General features: G+C 60.9%; 13 protein-coding genes and 1 tRNA gene. 7 read left to right on the forward strand and 7 right to left on the reverse strand.

Annotated features, from left to right (window positions below; genetic code table 11):
• Positions 1-612 precede the first annotated feature (612 nt).
• Positions 613-2157, forward strand: a complete 1545-nt coding sequence (locus ABGT83_RS11450; protein WP_346687672.1) for a sodium:solute symporter family protein — start codon at positions 613-615, stop codon at positions 2155-2157.
• A 99-nt stretch (positions 2158-2256) separates the two neighbouring features.
• Here the strand turns inward: ABGT83_RS11450 and ABGT83_RS11455 are convergent, their stop codons facing one another.
• Both ABGT83_RS11455 and ABGT83_RS11460 read right to left on the reverse strand, forming a co-directional pair.
• Positions 2257-3771: a helix-turn-helix transcriptional regulator gene (locus tag ABGT83_RS11455; RefSeq protein WP_346687674.1), complete on the reverse strand. Its 1515-nt coding sequence runs from the start codon at positions 3769-3771 to the stop codon at positions 2257-2259.
• A 175-nt stretch (positions 3772-3946) separates the two neighbouring features.
• Complete coding sequence (locus ABGT83_RS11460) at positions 3947-5542, reverse strand: FAD-dependent oxidoreductase (RefSeq protein ID WP_346687675.1); 1596 nt, start codon at positions 5540-5542, stop codon at positions 3947-3949.
• Positions 5543-5788: 246 nt separating this feature from the next.
• On the opposite strand from ABGT83_RS11460, the gene ABGT83_RS11465 reads away from it, so the two are divergent.
• The 3 genes from ABGT83_RS11465 to ABGT83_RS11475 all read left to right on the forward strand — a co-directional run bounded on the left by ABGT83_RS11465 (position 5789) and on the right by ABGT83_RS11475 (position 9763).
• A complete protein-coding gene (locus tag ABGT83_RS11465; RefSeq protein ID WP_346687677.1) occupies positions 5789-6829 on the forward strand; it encodes a YdcF family protein in 1041 nt (346 codons plus the stop codon).
• A 258-nt stretch (positions 6830-7087) separates the two neighbouring features.
• Complete coding sequence (locus tag ABGT83_RS11470) at positions 7088-8746, forward strand: Na+/H+ antiporter NhaC family protein (protein ID WP_346687679.1); 1659 nt, start codon at positions 7088-7090, stop codon at positions 8744-8746.
• 543 nt (positions 8747-9289) lie between these two features.
• On the forward strand, positions 9290-9763 hold the full coding sequence (locus tag ABGT83_RS11475) for an Rrf2 family transcriptional regulator (protein WP_103264974.1): 474 nt from the start codon (positions 9290-9292) through the stop codon (positions 9761-9763).
• Positions 9764-9770: 7 nt separating this feature from the next.
• Here ABGT83_RS11475 and ABGT83_RS11480 read toward each other — a convergent pair whose 3' ends face one another.
• The 3 genes from ABGT83_RS11480 to ABGT83_RS11490 form a co-directional block, all read right to left on the reverse strand.
• Positions 9771-11219 carry an Nramp family divalent metal transporter gene (locus ABGT83_RS11480; protein WP_346687681.1) on the reverse strand — a complete coding sequence of 483 codons (1449 nt, stop codon included), beginning with the start codon at positions 11217-11219 and terminating at the stop codon, positions 9771-9773.
• 4 nt (positions 11220-11223) lie between these two features.
• Positions 11224-12573 carry a magnesium transporter gene (locus ABGT83_RS11485; RefSeq protein ID WP_103264976.1) on the reverse strand — a complete coding sequence of 450 codons (1350 nt, stop codon included), beginning with the start codon at positions 12571-12573 and terminating at the stop codon, positions 11224-11226.
• Between the two features lie 241 nt (positions 12574-12814).
• Positions 12815-12898, reverse strand: a tRNA-Leu gene (locus tag ABGT83_RS11490).
• A gap of 214 nt (positions 12899-13112) precedes the next feature.
• Here ABGT83_RS11490 and ABGT83_RS11495 point away from each other — a divergent pair.
• The 3 genes from ABGT83_RS11495 to ABGT83_RS11505 all read left to right on the forward strand — a co-directional run bounded on the left by ABGT83_RS11495 (position 13113) and on the right by ABGT83_RS11505 (position 16686).
• On the forward strand, positions 13113-14540 hold the full coding sequence (locus tag ABGT83_RS11495; RefSeq protein ID WP_103264977.1) for a Sapep family Mn(2+)-dependent dipeptidase: 1428 nt from the start codon (positions 13113-13115) through the stop codon (positions 14538-14540).
• Between the two features lie 227 nt (positions 14541-14767).
• Entirely contained in the window at positions 14768-15649 is an 882-nt protein-coding gene (locus tag ABGT83_RS11500) for a tyrosine-protein phosphatase (protein WP_103264978.1), read from the forward strand.
• A gap of 323 nt (positions 15650-15972) precedes the next feature.
• A complete protein-coding gene (locus tag ABGT83_RS11505; RefSeq protein ID WP_103265031.1) occupies positions 15973-16686 on the forward strand; it encodes a LytR/AlgR family response regulator transcription factor in 714 nt (237 codons plus the stop codon).
• 304 nt (positions 16687-16990) lie between these two features.
• Here ABGT83_RS11505 and ABGT83_RS11510 read toward each other — a convergent pair whose 3' ends face one another.
• Together ABGT83_RS11510 and ABGT83_RS11515 are read right to left on the reverse strand one after the other, a co-directional pair.
• A complete protein-coding gene (locus ABGT83_RS11510) occupies positions 16991-17353 on the reverse strand; it encodes a rubrerythrin family protein (RefSeq protein WP_346687683.1) in 363 nt (120 codons plus the stop codon).
• Positions 17292-17759, reverse strand: coding sequence for a ferritin family protein (locus ABGT83_RS11515; protein ID WP_346687685.1), 468 nt, complete (start codon positions 17757-17759; stop codon positions 17292-17294). Before ABGT83_RS11515 ends, ABGT83_RS11510 begins: the two co-directional genes overlap by 62 nt.
• Positions 17760-17892 lie beyond the last annotated feature (133 nt).

Raw genomic sequence — 17892 nt, forward strand, 5'->3', positions numbered from 1 at the left:
TATAAATCATATTTGAACCATAGCATCGCATGCTCGCTTTTCTTTGCTTTGCGTGGCGGTAGATATGGTCCGGTGAAGCGTAAAAACAAAGTAATCCCTTGTGAATTAAAGTCCATGTGGTTCGTATTACGATGGATCTCGCAAGAACGCGAGGCGCGAGGACGAACCTCCCACCTCGTCGCTTCCTACGCTCGGTCTTCTTTTTCGTCACATCCCATGCTCCACTATGGTAAAGTATGCCCATGCATTCTGCGAAGGGACATACTGCCGTCGAACAGCGCTGGCGCCTCCAGCTCGCCGTTGCGGCCGTGTGCCGTTCCGTCGCCCCGCGCCCTGCGGACTCGCTCGCGTCCGCATTTGCCGCGAAACCGACCCCCGAGGCCGACGCGACCGCCTATCGCGCCCTTTCCTATTATTCCTATCGATACCTCTAGCACATGGGTTTGCCCGTGGTGCTTCGTCGGTGTTGTGCTGACGGGTGCCGCGCCCCGGCAAAGTCATGTGCGCCTCCTGCGAATCAGCAGGTAGCGTTGGAGTGTTTCACGTAAAACACTCGTTCGCGCCGCTGCGAGTAGCACGACCTGTAGGTATATGATCGAGAAGGAATCTCCCATGATCGAGAAGATATGCATGGTACTCATTTTCGTCGGCGTGGCGGTGGGCGTCGGCATTTACTGCCGACGACATACCGGAAGCGTTGACGGGTTCATTCTGGGCGGCCGCAACGTAGGTCCGTGGCTGAGCGCGTTCGCGTTCGGCACGAGCTACTTCTCCGCCGTCATCTTCGTGGGCTACGCCGGCCAGTTCGGCTGGAAATACGGTGTCGCCGCCACGTGGATCGGCATCGGCAACGCCATCCTCGGCAGCTTGCTGGCCTGGTGGGTGCTCGGCCCGCGCACGCGCGAGATGACGCATCGCCTGGGCGCGTCCACGATGCCCGAGTTCTTCGGCGAGCGCTACCAGTCGAAGGGTTTGCGCATCGCGGCCGCGGCCATCATCTTCGTGTTCCTCATCCCGTACACGGCCAGCGTCTACAACGGCCTGTCGCGTTTGTTCGGCATGGCGTTCGGGCTGCCGTACGAGTGGTGCGTCATCGGCATGGCGGTTATCACCTGCGTGTACGTGGTGCTGGGCGGTTACATGGCCACCGTCATGAACGACTTCATCCAAGGTATCGTCATGCTGTTGGGCATCGTGGCGGTCATCGTGGCCGTGCTGGTGAACAACGGCGGCTTCACCGAGGCCCTCACCACGCTCTCGCTCATCCCAGCCGAGGGGTCCGAGATGGCCGGCCCGTTCGTGAGCTTTTTCGGGCCGAATCTGCCCGACCTGCTGGGCGTCATCGTGCTGACCAGCCTGGGCACGTGGGGCCTGCCGCAGATGGTGCAGAAGTTCTATGCCATCAAGAGCGGTCCTGCCATCAAGCAGGGCGCCATCATCTCCACCGTGTTCGCCATGATCGTGGCCGGCGGCAGCTACTTCCTCGGCGGGTTCGGCCGCCTGTACGGCGGGCAGGTTGAGATGACGGCCGCCGGCACGCCGGTGTACGACTCCATCATCCCCACCATGCTGTCCACGCTGCCCGACCTGCTCATCGGCATCGTGATCGTGCTGGTGCTGAGCGCGTCCATGTCCACGCTGTCGTCGCTCGTGCTCACGTCGTCGTCCACGCTCACGCTCGACCTGATCAAGGACAACCTCGTGAAGAACATGAGCGAGAAGAAGCAGCTGTCGTACATGCGCGTGCTGCTGGTGGTGTTCATCGTGATCTCGGCGGTGCTGGCGCTCGTGCAGTACAACTCGTCCATCACGTTCATCGCGCAGCTCATGTCCATCAGCTGGGGCGCGCTGGCCGGCTCGTTTTTGGGCCCCTTCTTCTGGGGGCTGTACTCGCGCCGGGTGTCGCGCCCGGCCGTGTGGGCCAGCTTCATCGTGGGCGTGGGCCTGACCACGGGCAACATGATCGCCGGGTTTGTGGGCACGGCGTTCATCGCGTCGCCCATCAACTGCGGCGCTATCGCGATGGTGCTGTCGCTGATCATCGTGCCGGTGGTGAGCCTGTTCACGAAGCGCGTGGACTTCGAGGTCGACCCGCCGCACGCCGAGGGCGCTATCGACCGCGAGTACGAGCAGGAGCTGGAAGCGGAGCAGGCATAACCCTGATCGGATGCGGTGCCAATCTGGTGGGTGCTCAGCCGGCGGTGCGAGTGCTATGAACGCAGTCGTGATCGGATGCGATGCCAACCTGGTGAGTGCTCAGCTTCGCGTGTTGTTCGACGGATCGTGTTCAGCGTCGCTGGTTTTCGAGGGAAAACCAGCGACCATGTCGATAAGCTCCTGCTTATCGTGCACTCCCAGCTTCTGATAGATTCGCCTTTTGTGGGTGTTGACGGTGTTCACCCCGATCAGCAGCTCGTTGCTGATGTACGGCGAGGTTCTTCCCTGAGCGAGCAGCGCGAGTATCTGCGTTTCCCGCTCGGTGAGGCCGTGCGCCTGTCCGAGCGCCGCAGCCGATTGCCGAAGCAGGCCGTTGACTTCGGCACCGCTGCGGCCGGACGAGGGCGCACCGTCGGATCCTGCTTTCATCATGGCCCATACATTGTCGATCCCGTTGGTGTCAAGCACCAGCATCGTGGCGATGACGAGGATGCATACCGCCGAGGACAAGATGCTCTGCATTTGAAGCGCGTCCGCGGCGAACATCGTGCGCGCGACGACAATCGCGAGCGTCCCCGCAAGTAGTCCGGCCGAAGATAAAAGCCGTGCCGCGCCAGCCGTCGCGCCTGCATCGCTTCGGTGCAAGCGCATAACCTCGAACACGATGGTCCAGCTCATACATTCAAAGAAGCCATACGCCATATGGGCGATAAAGCCCGCGGCGAAGCTGCCGTTCGAACCAAATATCGGCACGAGAACCAGCCCGACAAGAACGATGGACGTGGACAGGCGATAGGCGGTGTGGGGTTTCCAAGAGAACACGCAAAGTCCGACGAAGAATACCACGGCGGCCAGCGCGCGTCCTCTCTGCTGGAAATCCATGAGAACCGAGTCAAGGAAAACCGGCGAACCCGAAAAGCGCTGCATGATGCCGAACACAAATCCAAAAGCGGCGAACCAGAATGCCACGTTGCGCGGGAAACCCATCACGGTGCAGGCACGGGCCGACTCGTCGTCGGCCGCGCTGCACGCGAAGACGGTGCGCTCGCTCTTCGGCGTGAGCGGCAGATCCTGCCGCGGAGGTGCGAGCAATGCGCAGCTTGCAAGAGGCAGCACTGAGACCGCGACGATTCTCATCCAGTCTGAAAGCTCGATGGCTACGAGGTAGAAGGGGAACGAGAGGGCGATCGAGCCGGCCACCCAAACATAGCCTCGTCCTTGCTCGTCCGATGCGTAGTCTTCGGCCCACATGAGGACGATCGCTCCCATTCCCAGGCCGATGAGCGCAAGGCCTCCGGCCAACATTCCGAGGGAAAGAGCCTCTCCCAAGCTCACGAGGATGGCCCCCGCCGATGCAAGTGCGGCGATGGCCCAGCGAACGGTTCGCTTTCTCGTGCATTCGAACAGTGCAGGTGCACGGTAGCACAGCACGTATACGAGGATGCAGAACAGCACGGAGACCATCGACGTCAAATCGCCGAACAGCGTATTCACAGCGACACTTCGCGCCAGGGGGACGCCCACAAGGGCAACGTCGATCCACGCCCAGTACAGGGCGAACCCAACGATAGGCCGCACCGATGATGCGTCGATGTGAGCGCGAATGCCCCTCATGCAGTCCCTTCCCTTTCGACTCCGTCGGCGAGTATAACGCCTTCGGCACGTTCGCCAGCTGGCGAACGTGCCGAAGAGGCCGATCCTGCACGTGGAGGCGCACGACGAACGGGGAGGCGCTGGAGGGAAGGGGGAAGCGCCTTCCCCCTCGCCGTGCCAAGCAAGCGCAGGGGGCTTAGCGAATATCGCTGGCTATCTGCTGGGCGGCCGTCCGGCCCGAATAGGTGCAGTAGCCGTTCATGCCTCCCGATATCTGGTAGTTGTAGGTATCTTGATACAAGCCGCACGAGGTCACGCCCGAGCTGTACAAGCCGGGAATGACGTTGTTGTCGGTGTCTAGCACCTGCATGCGCCTGTTGACGCCGATTCCGCCGAACGTGGTGAGCACCGAAAGATCGGTGTGGACGGCGTAGTAGGGACCAGAGCCGATCGCGTTCAGATAGACGGCGTCCTTGCCGAAGTCTTCGTCGACGCCCTTTTCGCACAGAGCGTTGTAGCGCGTGACGGTGTCGGTCAGCCTGGCGGGATCGGAACCCATATCAGCCGCCAGCTCTTCGAGCGTCTCGCCCTTGAATACCACGCGATAGCCGCTTGCCTGCGCTCCGGTTTCGAGTTGTTCGCGCAGACCGGGAAGCCGATCGCCCGGCTCGACTTCGAGGTTGCCGACGTAGCTTCCCCGCCCGTTCTCCAAAAGTTCGATAAAATCGTTGTCGAAGAACGTGTACGTGTCCGACAGCTGCGAACGCTGGGCGTTGATGACGAGCGCATAAAGCTTCTTCAGGTGCAGGTCCTCGGCCATGAAGCGCTCTCCGTCGCCATTGATGTACAGGCCGGGCTGAATGCAGGCGGCCATGGATATCGCGTCGCGGATCACGAAGCCATCCACCCCCAGGCAGGGGAGGATGGAGATGTCGGTTTCCTTAGCCCCGACAGCCCAGGCCATTCTGTGCCCGTCCCCTACGTTCGGTAGCGGGAACTCGGTCTTGGCGTGCGAGGTGTCGATGCCGGTCTTTTCTTGCAGCAGTTCGAGGTCGTTGCCGATGCCGCCGCACGCCAGCAGCACGGCCTTTGCGTTTACTTCGAGAATCTTCCCGTCATCCGTTTCGGCGTACACGCCCACGACACCGCCGTTCTCAACCTTGAGGTCGATTGCGGCCGTTGAGGGGCGCGTTGCGATGCCAAGCTCCTCGATGCGCGCCAGCATGGAAGCCATAAAGCTCGTGCCGATCTTGCCTTCCCACCAATGTGCAGTCGGGAAGGCGCTTACGCCGCGGTAGTCGTCCACGGTATCGAACACGACGCCCTGATCGCGAAGCCAGTCGATGTTCTCTCCCGATCGTTCAATGTAATCGCCCCACAAAAGCGGGTCGCTGTGGTGGTTCGTGTAGGCCAGCTCCTGATCCACCACCTGGTAGCGATACGGCAGATCGAGGCCCGCTTCATGTTGCATAGCGGATCCCAAACCGAATATGACCTCGGTGGCGAAAGAGGAGCCGCCGAGCTCGCTCGACTTCTCGATCAGAACGACGTCGAGCCCCGCTTCGGTTGCTTCGATGGCAGCGCACATACCCGAGTTTCCAGCGCCGACGATAGCGACGTCGGCTGATATGCTCTCGTCAGGGGAGTAGGTTTTCGGTCCGGGCTGCGTGCTTTCTTGCGCGCTTGGATCCGTAGTCTGCTCGGACGGTCCGCAACCGACGATTCCGACCGCCATCGCGCCGGCTCCAACGATGCCGGCGCCTTTCAAAAAGCTACGACGAGTAAGTTCCATACGTTCCCTCCTGCATTCTCGTGGACAGCAGCCGCCTCGTCAGAAGCGACGGCTTGATCGTAGGCGTGCGGCAAGGAGGGCGTCGACCTCCGTTTCAGAGGTTTGCGTGCGATCTTCCGTCACCTGTTTCGCAGTATCTAAGGCGTCGCTCCAGGTCGAACGCGGTATAAAAAGCGCGGGCGGCACGTTTCGCATGCGTAGCCGAAAGGAACAATTTGGCGACGGGTCGTTATCGGACGATATACTATGTACGACGCCCATTCGTCGAAAGTGCTGACCATGCTGCTCCAGCTCATTCTCATATACTTTCCCGCTCTTGCGTTCGGGCTACTGTTCGCGAGAAATTTCCGCAAGGAGCCGCGACAGTTTCGAAACGCGCTGTACTTCTTCGCGTTCTGCCTCTGTGCGCTCTATGGCTTGTCCATCCAGTTCGAACTGCCGTGGCTCGTGCTGCTGGGGTTCGCGGCCATTCCCTTCGGCACGGTTGCATTTGTGGGGTTCTTGATCGCGAACACGTTCGTGGTCGTCAAGCGCGAGGGCCTGAGCCTTGCCAATGTGCTGCCGGGGCTGCTTGCGATCTGCACCGTGGCGGTGTGCGTGAGCGGACCGCTGCTGCTTCTTGTTCAGGCGCCCCCGCTGCTGCTGGCACTGTACCTGCTTGTGCTGATGGAGGGCTCGTACATTGCGTTCACGTTCGCAGCGCTTTTGCTGTATTCCTGGCTGTACCGGCGACTGCCCAAACGCTGCACGTATGACTACATCGTCGTGCACGGAGCGGGCCTGTCGGGGACGAAGCCCACGCCACTTTTGGCTGCGCGCCTGGACAAGGGCGTCGAGCTATGGGAAGGAGGCGGCCGCAAAGCGGTCATCATCGCATCGGGAGGGCGTGGCTCTGACGAGCAAGTCTCCGAAGCCGAGGCTATGAAGAGGTACCTGGTGGAAGAGCGCGGCGTGCCCTCCGATGCCGTGATGCTCGAGGATCGATCGGCCAACACCATGGAGAACCTGCGCAACTCGAAGGCCATCATGGACGCGCGATCGGGTGTGGGAGCATATCGCACCGCCGTGGTGACCAGCGACTACCACGTGTTCCGCACGGCCGAGTATGCTCATAAGATCGGGTTGGCCGCCGATGGCGTTGGTAGCAAGACCGCGCGCTACTATTGGCCCACGGCTTTCATCCGCGAATATGTGGCCGTGAGCAACGCCCATCGCTGGCCCTTCGCGGTGATCTTCGTGCTCTGGCTCATACCGGTCGCCCTTTGGTTTGCCAGCTTCGTCCTGTAATCGTTGCGCACTCCGATTGCGGGCATCGCGAATGCGCCCTTTGGTGCCTGCTTCCGTTTGAAACCGCGCATTGGGCTTGCAGCTCGCTCTCCGAGGCGTGCATACCGTTCGCGCGGGTTCGCGGACAAAATCGCGTGCAATTTCGTTCCCGTGGCGCTGCTCGTACCGTATACTAAGGCGCATCGTTGCGTATTCGCGCGGGCGTCCGTATGAACGACCTCCGCGCGAATGCGTGCCGCTTGAGAGAAGGGGACGTATATGGAAGGATTCGACCTGATCAGCACTGGGGTGTGGTCTATCATCCCGCCGCTCTTGGCGCTGGGGCTGGCGCTTATCACAAAGGAGGTGTACTCTTCTCTCGCCATCGGCGTGTTCACCGGCATGGTCATCTACCAGTTCACGCTCAACGGCGCCGGGTTTGAACAGCTCGTCGATTCGTTTACCATGGTGCCCCAGATGATGGCGGAGCAGATTGCCGGGAACGGGGCGCTGCTGCTGTTCCTTGCGTTATTGGGCGCGCTCGTCGTGGTCATTGCGGCTGCCGGCGGATCACGCGCATACGCCGAATGGGTATCCACCCATGTCAAGAATGCCAAGATGGCGCAAATCCTGACGGCGGTACTGGGCATCATCATCTTCGTGGACGACTACTTCAACTGCCTCACTGTGGGCGCCGTCATGCGCCCCGTCACCGACCGCTTCCACATCAGCCATGAGAAGCTGGCGTGGATCATCGACTCCACCGCGGCGCCCATCTGCATCATCGCACCGGTGTCGTCGTGGGCCGTGGCCGTGGGCGGCTACCTGGGCGAGGGCGGCTTCACCACGTTCGTGCAGTCCATCCCGTACAACTTCTACGCGCTGCTCACCATCGTGTTCGTGTTCTTCATGTGCGCCACGAATCGCGACTTCGGTCCCATGCGCGTGGCCGAGGCCGAGGTGCAGCAGCCGACCGAGCGTCAGCACCGCATTCCGCCGAAGGACAGCGCGCTCGAGGCTATGTCCACCGCACGGCTTTCCGATCCGAAGGAAGCCGACCAGCTTCCCGTCAACCTTGAGACCATCGTGGCCGAGGAAGACGAGCTTGACGAGGCGGCGCAGACGGCTGTCGAAGAGTTCAAGGGCATCAAGGTGTCCGAGAAGGGCCATGTGCTCGACCTCGTGGTTCCCATTGTCGTACTCATCATCTTCTCGATTCTGGGCATGCTGTACGCAGGCGGGTTCTTCCAAGGGATCGACTTCGCCACCGCCGTGGGAGAGAACCCCGTGTTCGGCCTCTGCATCGGCGTGTGCGTTGCGCTCGTCGTTGCCGCGGGCATGTTCCTTCCGCGCAAGCTCATGACGCTCTCGGGCTACATGGAGGGTATTTCCGAAGGCGTGCGGTCTATGGTGGGCGCCATCATGATCCTCGTGCTGGCGTGGAGCCTGGGCGGCACGTGCCGCTACCTGCTGGGCACGGGCGAATTCGTCAGCGGGTTCTTGAACAGCATCGGCGTGGGCCTCGTGTTTCTGCCGGCTGTCATCTTCGTGGTGGCGGCGTTCATCGGCTTTGCCATGGGGACGTCGTGGGGCACGATCGCTCTCATTCTGCCCATCGTGATCGGCGTGTTCCCGGTCGAGAACCCGTTGTTCCTCGTAGCCATCGGCGCCACGCTGGGCGGTGCCGTCTACGGCGATCATGTGTCGCCTATCTCCGACACGACCATCCTGTCGTCGGCTGGCGCGCAGTGCAACCACTTACGCCACGTTGCCACACAGCTTCCCTACGCATCGGTCGTGGCCTTAATCTGCCTCGCGGGCTATGTGGTTGCCGGCTTCACCGGCAATCCCTGGATATCGCTTGCAGGTGGCGCCGTGCTCATGGTGGTGGCGGTGATCGTGCTCAATATGTCGCCGTACGGCGCCGTGAAGAAGTAGGGCGGAAGCGCCTCGCAATCCGTTCGCATGTGTGCCTTCTCGTTGCGGCCCCGGCTTGGCCGGGGCCGCAACGTGCATGCAGAGGTGTATTCGTCCGCCGTCTTTCGCGGAGACGCACGGTTCGCGTTGTCCGGCATAATCCTGTGCGGGTACGGGGGGCTTCGATGCCGCAATCGTTTCGCGCCGTGCCCTGCGAGACGCAGAGCACTGCTCTCGGAGCGCATGCGGTCTTTTTCCCAGAACGTAACAGCGACGTTGCACCCCGGTGCTAAATACGTGTGCAGTTTGCGCATACGTAACTGTTTACCTTCGGTTTAACCTGCAAACGCATCAATGACCTTGCTATAATTCTTTGAGATTGGCTACACTCAAGAAACCCCGAGTGCGCTCTTCTCCTGCGAAGGGAGGCGTGATAGAGGATGGCGTTGCATCCGCGCGCTGTTTTCTTGCCACTTGGGCGAAGACGAAGGTTGGAACCACGGCCCTATCGCTCGGGATTGCGATGAAGCTATCCTGGTTCGATAACGAAGTTAGGAGACAGCAGTGCAACTCAAGGCATCGACCGATTACGGTATGCGCGCCATTCTGTATTTGGCAGCGCAAGGCACCACCTGCTCGTCGAAGGACATTGCGAACGATATGTCGATACCACGCGACTATCTTATTCAGCTTGCGCAGCTGCTCCGCAATGCGGGTATCATCGAGGCGCGCCCTGGCAAGCACGGTGGATACCGTCTGGCGAAGGACCCCGCCGATATCACCGTCCTCGAAATCATGGAGGCGCTCGACGATGACGCCAAGCAGTCGACGCGCGCGAAGCGCAACGCCCGCAAAGGCGGCGCGATGGTGCAGGAGGTCAAGCGCACCTACGACCTGATCGAGGAGAGCATGGACACGTTCCTCAACAGCCTTACGGTAAAGCTGTTGCTCGAATGCGCGAATGACAAAGAGGGCAGCAAGAAGTTCCTCTCAGACCGCTTCGACGAAGAAAGCCGTCGCCTGTCCGAGCTGAACTAGCGCGCTCCTACCCGATACCGAGCACCTGCATAACGAGCAGTGACACCGTCAGCACGGTGACGATGCCTACTGTCACCCATATGAGTGCCCGCGACACGATGCGCGATCGATGCGCGCCCATTATTCGCTTGTCCGCAGCTATAACGGCCATGAATACGAGCAGTACCGGCAGTACGAGGCCGTTCACGAACTGCGCCGTCAGCATGACGTTCATGAGATCGATGTTGGGCACGAGCACAATGACGGTGGAAAGCACGATCACGAACGTGAAGATGCTTTTGAATAGCGGGGCCTCCTTCCACTTGAAGGAGACGCCTGCTTCCCAGCCAAACGCCTCGCAGATGACGAACGCTGTGGTGAGCGGCAACACGCACGCAGCCAAAAACGAGGCGGCTATCAGGCCGATGGCAAACAACGCCTCGGCATAGGGGCCGGCGAACGGTGCGAGTGCCCGCGCGGCATCGGCAGCGGATTCGATTTCGACGCCCTGCGGGAACAGCACCGCGCCGGTGGTCACGATGATGAACCAAGCGACGAGGCATGCAGCCACGGTGCCCGCGACGACATCCACCTTCTGCGGTCCCAAATCCTTCACCGTCAGGCCTTTTTCCACGACGTTGCTCTGATTGAAGAACATCATCCACGGAGCGATAGTGGTGCCGATCATCGCGATGACGAGCGATACAAAGCTCTTATCACGTATGATTTGCGGCAAAGCGGTGCTCTCGAGCGCATCGCTCCAATTCGGCTCGGCCAGTACGGCTGCTACGATATACGTGACGAATACGAGCGACAAGATGAGAAACACTTTCTCGACGCGCTTGTAACTGCCTCCCACGATGAGCAGCCACACCGCTCCCGCAGCTACCGGCACGGCAAGGTACTTCGATACGCCGAACATCTCCATACCCGAAGCGATGCCTGCGAATTCTGAAAACGTCGTGCACACATTGCCGATGAGCAGCGCCAGCATTGCCAAGGCGGTAAGCCTGATGCCGAAACGCTCGCGGATGAGCGCAGCGAAACCTTTGCCGGTGACTGCGCCCATCCGAGCGGCGGTCATTTCCACCACGATGAGCAGCACGCACATAAGGGGTATGACCCAAAGCGTGGCGAAGCCGAACTTTGCTCCTACGGTAGAGTAGGTCGAGATTCCGCCCGCATCGTTGCCTGCCATGGCCGTGACGATGCCTGGTCCGAGGGCGGCAAGCAAAAGCCACAGCTTGCTCGGTTTTTTCGGAGGCGCTTCGAGCGCGCCCTCCGAGGGAACGCTGTCGACGTTCGCGAGTTTTTCGTCTGCATCGACGCTCTGCGCTCGGCGCCTTCCGCCGTGTGCGGTCTCGCCCGATTCCTTTTCGATCTTCAGATGCTTGGATCCGCCGACGCCTTCGATGCGGCCGGTCTCGAAGCTGCCCCATTCCCGTTGCGGTGTGCGACCAGTGTTTTTCTGCTTCATGCGATCACCAGCTAAAACCTATGATCTGGAAGAGCACGAGCGTGTAGAGCGCCAGGAAGAGCACGGCGGCAACGCCAATTCCCAGAGCCTTGAGCACCGTCGTCTTCGTCTTGTCGCCGCTCACGTCTTCCTCGATAGCATCCCATGCGTCGTCGACGGTGACGATGCCGAGCAGCACGCCGTGCTCATCGACCACCGGCATGGCGGGCAGGTCGTACTTGAAGATGTCGGCGGCCACCTCCTCCTCGGTTTCCTCGGGTGGCACCGAGATCACGTCGTCATACATGACCTCTCCCACCGGCTTGGCGTCGTCGGTGAGCACGAGGGTGCGCAGCGATAGCACGCCCGTGAAACGATCGTACTCATCCAGCACATATACGTAATGTACGGTGGGATGATCCTCGTCAAGCTCGCGCAGCACCTCGATGGTCTCTCCCACCGTCGTATCCTCGTGCACGGCCACGAACTGCGTGGTCATCATGCCGCCAGCCGTGCCGTCCTTGTAGCCCAAAAGCCGTCTGATCTCGGTGGCGTCCTCCATGCCCATGAGGCGCAGCAGGGTCTCGGCCTTCTCGTAGGACAGGTCGCGTACAATGTCGGCAGCATCGTCGGGATCCATGTTGCCCAGAAGCCCTGCGGCGCGGGCGTCGTCCAAATCCTCGATGAAATCGGCCTGGTATTCGTCTTCCATCTCCGAAATGGCCTCGGTTGCCTGGGCATCGTCGAGATGCTCGAACACCGTTGCGCGCTGCTGGGGGTCCAGCTGCTCCAAGATGTCGGCCACGTCGGCAGGGTGCAGCTCGTCCAAACGCTTATGGGTAACGGACAGCTGCACCTCGGATAGGTCGCGGTCGAGCAGGTCCATGTAGTTCCACGCGATGATCTGTTCGTCGATGCGCTTGTTGAAGGCCTTCGCCACGGCCACCGCAGCATGCTCGACCCAGGGGGCAAGACCGCGCAGGATGCCGCGCGTGCCCACTTCGGCGCCCAGCAGGCGCAGCTGCGAGCCTGAAACGGAGAGTTTGAGATCGTTGACGCGCACGACCTTCATGCCCTGCGTATCCACGATCTGACGGTTCAGCAGGTCGCGTGCCAGCAAAACCTCGTCAGGTTGCAGATAGCTGAAGCGTATGTCGTGGCTTTCCACGGCAAGCCGGATGCCGTCATCGTCAAACTCGTCGACGTACTTGCGCCACGAGATCATGAACGGCACTTTGCCCGGCCCTTGGAAGGCCAGGCTGGTGATGCGGGGAAACACCTCGCCGGTGGAAATGGCAAGGTCGGAGATCGTGCCGATTTTCTCGCCGGTCGCGTCCACGACGGGCTTGCCCAGCATTTGAGAGAGGTAGAGCATATGCATGTCCCTTACTGTCCTGCTCATGATCGACATCCGGCATGAACGCTCCGCCGCACGTTCGTCGTCCGTGCGGATCGTCAGAACATTGTCGCATCATGAAGCGCCGCAGCCGTCCTTCGACTGCCGGCGTAAGGGAGTCGAAGGAGAACTACTTACTGTGAGGCTTCGATTTTCGAACCTTCAAGTACGTTCCTTTCCTTCGAGTGCAAGACGATCGTCGTCGCACGCGATCTTGAAATGGTGCCCGAGGCGAGAGTCGAACTCGCACGTCTTTCGACAACGGTTTTTGAGACCGCCGCGTCTGCCATTCCGCCACTCGGGCGCAACCTGAGATTATACCCGAAGGACTGAGGCTCGTCGAGCGCAAAGTTATTCGCTCCACCCGGGTTCGGCGACAAACGGTCAACGATGCTCTGATGCCCTGGCGCAGGATTACAACAAGCATCATAATGAATCCCAACTACGGCCGAGGCGGGCATAGACCCGCACTGCGCCGGCATCGGCGCCAGCGCACGCGACGGAGAGGCGGATGCTCTATGGACAACGCAGAACTCATCGGCAGGATCGACGCGTATCTTGAGGACAACTGGGAGGCGATGATCGGCGACATCGAGACGCTCGTCCGCATTCCCAGCTTTGAAGATCTCGATAGGAAAGCTGCGGGTGCGCCGTTTGGCCCGGGCCCTCAGGAAGCGCTGACGACGGCGCTCGAACTGGCAGGCGACATGGGATTCCAAACGCACGATGCCGAAGGCTACATCGGATTTGCCGACTTTCCGGGCGACAGCGAGACGCAGATCGGCATCATCGGGCACATGGACGTGGTTCCGGCCGGTCCCGGTTGGACGTTCGAACCGTATGCGGTCACGCGCAAGGACGGTTACCTCGTCGGGCGCGGCACGCTTGACGACAAGGGCCCGAGCGTGGTGGCGCTGCACGCCATGAAGTTCTGGAAGGATCTGCAGGATGCGGGCGAGGCGCCGCGGTTCCCCTACACCGTGCGCTTCCTGTTCGGCGCGAACGAGGAATCGGGCATGGCCGATGTTGCGTACTACCACGAGCATTACGACGATCCCTCCTTCCTGTTCACGCCCGATGCGGAATTTCCCGTGTGCTACGGTGAGAAAGGCGGCTACGACGGTGTCATCACAAGCAAGCGCATCGAAGAGTGTGCTCGTGTGATTGCAGAATTCGAGGGCGGCGCGGCTACGAATGCGGTTCCGGGTGTCGCCTATGCCGTCGTGAAAGCCGACGCAAGCCAGCTGCCGAACACCGATCGCATCACGGTGAGTGCCGCCGGCGAAGGCTTGGCCCGTCTGGAGGCTGTCGGCAAGAGCGCGCATGCATCCACGCCCGACGAGGGCATCAACGCTATCGGACTCGTTGTCGACTACCTGCTCGAAAACGGGCTATGCGGTGCCGATGAGCGCGCCTTCCTGGAGCTCGATCAGAAGCTGCTCAACCACACCGATGGCTCCGGCATCGGCATTGACAGCTCCGACGAGTACTTCGGCCCGCTCACCATCATCGGCGGCACCATCAAGCTGGACGACGGACGGTTCGTCCAGACGCTCGACAGCCGCTTTCCTACATCTATCACGGCCGATCGCATCACCGAGCGCCTGCGCCAGCTGGCGGGCGAGATTGGAGCAACGTTCGAAAACACGCTGCTCATGGAGCCATTTTTGGTCAAGCCGGACAGCCCCGTTATCCAGGCGTTGCTCAACGCCTACAACGAGGCCACGGGCGAGGATGCCAAGCCCTTCACGATGGGAGGCGGCACGTACGCCCGCGAGTTCAAGAGCGGTGCGAGCTTCGGACCCGAAAAACCTTGGGTAAAGGATCCCGCGTGGGTGGGCACGATGCACGGTCCCGATGAGGGCATCAGCGAGGAGCTGCTGAAGCAGGCGTTCAAAATCTATGCGCTGACGCTTGACAAGCTCATGCAGCTCGACCTGCAGTAGGAGGGGCTCGCATAAGCGCTCGGAGCACCAGCAGGCACCTGTAGCTCCGAGCGCAGCGCCTCAAGCGGCCAGAACTTGCCGCGTCCGGCACAGCGCCGTATGCGGTCCGCACCTCGCCATCTCCGAATCAAAGCTGACCCCGCCTCGCTTCGTGCCATGCTGAACGATTGAAGCAGGTCGTTGAATCTGCCCGTACCCGAGCGGATTCGCAAAGGAAAGGAACGCACATGGTCGATACCGTACCCGACGACTTCACACCTTCTCTCGGCATAGCCGATGCGGAAGGGCTCGAGGATGTCTGCGATGGCCGCATCGAGCTTGAAGGTTTGCCGAATACCCGCGATATCGGCGGCATACCAGCGGCTGGCGGGTGCTACGTCAAGCACGCTCGCCTTATCCGTTCGGGCGCCCTTGCGGGAGCGACGGCGCGCGATTTGGAAACGCTTGTCGACGAGTTTTGCGTGCGCACGATCGTCGATCTGAGAACCGAGGAAGAGCGTCGTGAGAAACCTGATCCTGAAGACGAGCTGCCGGGTGTGAAATTCGAGTACGCGCCTCTGCTCAACACTGCGACCTTCGGCGTGACGCGCGAAGGCGGGCTGCACGGCATGATGAAGATGCTCAAGGCCGTGCAAGACGATCCGGCCCAGATTATGATGAAGGTCTACGCCAGCATGATGGTGGACGAGAAGAGCATCGAGGGTTTCGCGGCGTTTTTCGACGACGTGCTGGCGGCCGATGAAGGGGCTGTCCTGTGGCACTGCACCGTCGGCAAAGATCGCGCCGGATTGGCGACGGCATTGCTGCTGCACATACTGGGCGCTTCGCGCGCGGACATCGTGCGCGACTACGAGGCTACGAACCGCTACGTCGCCTCGCATACCGAGGATATTGTGGACCAGCTGGCGAGGTACCATCTTGCCGACAAGCTCGACAAGAGCATCCACATCATCAATGCGGCCGATCCGCGATATCTGCAAGCTGCATTCGACGCCGTAGAGCAGCGCTTCGGCGATCTGGATGCATTCGTGCGCGATCGGCTGGGCGTCTCGTGCGAGAAGCGCGCCGCCCTGCGCGAGCGCTATCTCACGCCGGATCCTTTGGGATAGCGCTTTCCGTTCGGCTTTCATGTGCTGCCTGCGCCGCTGCGCGCGATTCTGCGATCGTGGCCGCTGTTCGGATCCTCCTTCAACGCAGCTGACGATGCCCCCTATACGGTGCAGCCTCCGTTTGATAGGGCCCATCCTAATTCCGACCAGCGGCGGGATGCGGCGGTTGCGGGTACGCGTCGTCGGCCGGCGCCGCCTGACGCCGCAGATGGCGCCGGTCGACGGTGCGGTTCCGCCATCTTTGAGGCTTTCGTGCGGTTTCGCTCGCCGTTGACTTATAATAGGCTCACGATTGAGGAGAGCGTGTGAGGCAGGAGGCTCAGGTGTTGAAAGCGATGATCGTCGATGACGAGGCCCCGGCGCGTTCCGAGCTCAAGTTCCTGCTTGACGAGCTCGGCCAGACTGAAGTCGTCGCCGAGGCTGCCAGCGTTCGCGAGGCTATCGAGAAGCTGAAGGAATACCCCTGCGACGTCATGTTTCTTGATGTGAACATGCCGGAGGCGACGGGTTTGCAGCTGGCGGAGGCCTTGCAGCATCTCAAGTTCCCCCCAGCAGTCGTTTTTGTAACTGCCTATAGTGAGTTCGCGCTCGAAGCGTTCAAGGTAAGCGCGATCGACTACCTGGTGAAACCCGTCGAGACCGAGCGCCTATCGCAGGCCATCGCCCGCGTGCGCGAGCATGTTTCGCTGCACATGCAGGCCCAGAAATCCGAACGGATACCCGTCGAAAAAGGCGGCAAAAAAATCCTCATCGGCATCGATAAGATCCGCTTCGTCATGGCGCGCGACGATTATGCGTATCTCCAGACGGACACGGATCGCTATTTCTCCACGGTAAGCTTGGCCCAGCTGGAAAAGCGGCTGGATGGCCATGGGTTCTTCCGTGTGCATCGCGGCTATCTGGTGAACCTGTCGATGGTGGAGGAGATCGAATCGGTGTCGGGCGGTACGCTGCTGCTCACGCTGAACGGCGTCGACGAGAAAATTCCCGTCAGCCGCCGACGTGTCTCTGCACTCAAGAAAGCACTCGGGCTTTAGCATACGGTTCGAGCAGCTGAGCGATCGGCGCGCCTCGCGCCATCTTTCTCGCAAAATGAAGATGATCCGCCGGTGTCCGGGCGGATCATCGTTTTACGGCCGGCCGGCTGGTGGGCCGGCCGGCAAGGCCGAGGAGCCGATCGACGGGGTTGGCGAAACCGGTCGGTTGCGCCGAAAGCGAAGGCGGCCGGTTCGCTCGTCGAACCGGAGGGAAAGGCACCGGCGCGGGGCGGTTCGCCGCGTGCCGGTGCCTCGATGGGAATTTCTTGCAGAGGACGGGTGGCGGTTTGCTAGACCTTAAAGGCTAATAAGCCTTGAAGGACGACTTTGGAGCAAGGCAGATGGGGCAGGCGACGAAGTTCTCGCCCTTGTGGATGTAGCCGCAGATGGGGCAGAGGTAGTATGAGCCGTCGAACGGGGCGTCGATGGTGGTGTAGGCATCCATGTACAGCTTCGCGTGGTACGCCTCGGCCAGCTTGGCGCGAGTGAACACCTGGACGGCTTTGTCGTTGCCTTCTTCCTGGGCCTTCTTGATGAAGGACGGGTACATGTCCGACGTTTCGTAGATTTCGCCGTTCGCTCCGGAAATGAGGTTGATGTCGCTCTCATGTTCCTCGACGGCGGGCGGCTCGGGTCGCTCGGTGTCGGGTTCGATCTCCTGTGCCAAGGCGAATTCGAGTTCTATGAATCTTCTCGGCGTCCGAGGTGCATTGGAACAGACGCGCGATCTGGCTAAAGCCTTCCTGCTCGGCCACCTTTGCGTACGCCTCGTATTTCGTGGTCGCGCCGGTCTCGCCGGTGATGGCGGTCAACAGGTTCTCGTAGGTGGTCCCGACGGCGGTGGTGCTGTTGGGAACGATGTTGAAGTTGCTGGCCGTCGATGCGTCGGGGATATCGGCCGGATCGAGCACATCGGCGACGTACGTGCTGCCCTCGCCGGTTTTCGCATCCTCGTTCTCCGCTTGGGCCTGGGGCTGCTCGTTCGCGCAGGCTGCCAGCAATCCAAGCGTAGAAATGGATGCAGCGCCTACGGCGGCACTCTTGAGCAGGCTTCTTCTCGTGATCTCGGACACGGGTTCCTCCCTCTCGTCTGAGGACGTTGCGCTGATCGCTCATCCTTTATTGATACTATATATTAATTGATAATAATTATCAATATGCAGTATGCGAGGGGGCGTGCTCGGAACGCCGGGCCGGCAAGGAGCC

Origin of the sequence: Enteroscipio rubneri (genome assembly GCF_963929405.1) — a bacterium.
Classification (GTDB): domain Bacteria; phylum Actinomycetota; class Coriobacteriia; order Coriobacteriales; family Eggerthellaceae; genus Enteroscipio; species Enteroscipio rubneri.

Coding starts and splice junctions, on each gene's coding strand:
- ABGT83_RS11450 (WP_346687672.1), top strand. CDS start 613: ATGATCGAGAAGATATGCATGGTACTCATTTTCGTCGGCGTGGCGGTG.
- ABGT83_RS11455 (WP_346687674.1), bottom strand. CDS start 3,771: ATGAGGGGCATTCGCGCTCACATCGACGCATCATCGGTGCGGCCTATC.
- ABGT83_RS11460 (WP_346687675.1), bottom strand. CDS start 5,542: ATGGAACTTACTCGTCGTAGCTTTTTGAAAGGCGCCGGCATCGTTGGA.
- ABGT83_RS11465 (WP_346687677.1), top strand. CDS start 5,789: ATGTACGACGCCCATTCGTCGAAAGTGCTGACCATGCTGCTCCAGCTC.
- ABGT83_RS11470 (WP_346687679.1), top strand. CDS start 7,088: ATGGAAGGATTCGACCTGATCAGCACTGGGGTGTGGTCTATCATCCCG.
- ABGT83_RS11480 (WP_346687681.1), bottom strand. CDS start 11,219: ATGAAGCAGAAAAACACTGGTCGCACACCGCAACGGGAATGGGGCAGC.
- ABGT83_RS11485 (WP_103264976.1), bottom strand. CDS start 12,573: ATGCTCTACCTCTCTCAAATGCTGGGCAAGCCCGTCGTGGACGCGACC.
- ABGT83_RS11495 (WP_103264977.1), top strand. CDS start 13,113: ATGGACAACGCAGAACTCATCGGCAGGATCGACGCGTATCTTGAGGAC.
- ABGT83_RS11500 (WP_103264978.1), top strand. CDS start 14,768: ATGGTCGATACCGTACCCGACGACTTCACACCTTCTCTCGGCATAGCC.